The organism is Pseudonocardia nigra (genome assembly GCF_019396355.1).
GTDB classification, from domain to species: Bacteria; Actinomycetota; Actinomycetes; order Mycobacteriales; family Pseudonocardiaceae; genus Pseudonocardia; species Pseudonocardia nigra.
In genome coordinates this window covers 1-1,159 of sequence record NZ_JAHKRK010000484.1, presented here as the reverse complement: position 1 = coordinate 1,159, position 1,159 = coordinate 1, and the positions used below count along the sequence as shown (strand labels likewise).

Annotated in this window: 1 protein-coding gene; it reads left to right on the top strand. The window is 66.5% G+C overall.

Features of this window, described 5'->3' with window-relative positions:
* Positions 1-531: 531 nt before the first annotated feature.
* Positions 532-786 carry a hypothetical protein gene (locus tag KME75_RS41770; RefSeq protein WP_219420543.1) on the top strand — a complete coding sequence of 85 codons (255 nt, stop codon included), beginning with the start codon at positions 532-534 and terminating at the stop codon, positions 784-786.
* Positions 787-1,159: the final 373 nt, after the last annotated feature.

Below are 1,159 nucleotides of genomic sequence, written 5' to 3'. Positions count from 1 at the left end.
GTGAACACGCTCGGCGCATCGAACCGGACCGGACACCACCAGTCGATGGAACCATGCGGTGACACCAGGGCAGCACCCTGGCAATCCCCGAGCAGGGCGTAGTCGGCGATCGACGTCATCGACGCCTAGTTACCCCCCATTCCCGTCGGGCACACCGCCGCGTGGGCACAACTGGCACAAGCGTGGCCCGCGGCCCGGCCGACACCGGTCGGTGATCGCGGTCCGGGACCCGGGCGCGACGAGCCCTCGCGACGGCGCGAAACGAACGGCGCGCCGAGCATGCCGCCCCAGCCGGAAAACCTTCCCAGAAACCGCTACGCCGCCAGCTGGGGAAGACGATCAAGGTTCACCGAGCCGACGCCGACGATGATGAGCGCTAACCTAGCCGCGAGCACACTATGCGGACGGCGACCCGCTGTGGACAACTCCGCCGGATCTGTGGATGAACCCAGGTGATGGTGCAATGGCCCAGGCACGATACGGGGTATGCCGCACCACACCAGGGCCCCCGAATCGTCTCGACCGCCGACGGTGGTCGAGCTGCTCGAGCGAGTCGCCGCGGAACGGGGCCTCGACTTCGAACCGCCGCCCGAGATGATGGTCGAGGCGCTACCCGCGCTGACCCAGATCGTTGAACGCCTGACGGACCGCTGCCGCGACGTGCAGGAGCGGCGCTGGCTCGCCGCAGCGCTGGCCACGCTCTCCCACCACGTACAAGCCAGCACGCTCCGCGAGCTGCCCATGGGTAGAGGGTTGGACGACATGCCCCAGGGCGTCGGGAAGTAGGCGAACCAGACTGGGATAGAGGCCGGTGGCGTACTGCGTGCCATCAAACGTGGTGCGAAGTACCGTTGCGGGGTGCGCCCCCGGGCATCTCGTGATGTCGCCGCCGTGACTGTTGGTGCTGGTAGAGGCCCTGGACGGCACCGATGGACGACCTTGTAAGCGGCTTGTCGTCCGCTCAGCTCCGGTGCTGTCTTTCTCGATCATCCAATGTGGACTCGATGTATCATGATGACGGCGGAACTCAGTCCCGGGTTCCGCAGCTGATGGCCGGCTCTGGACACGCACAACGGCGTAACCGCAGCTCAGCGGCGTGCCGGTCGTCCGAAGCCGGTGAAACTCATGGACACACGTTCGATCTACGTTCGAACGGCTG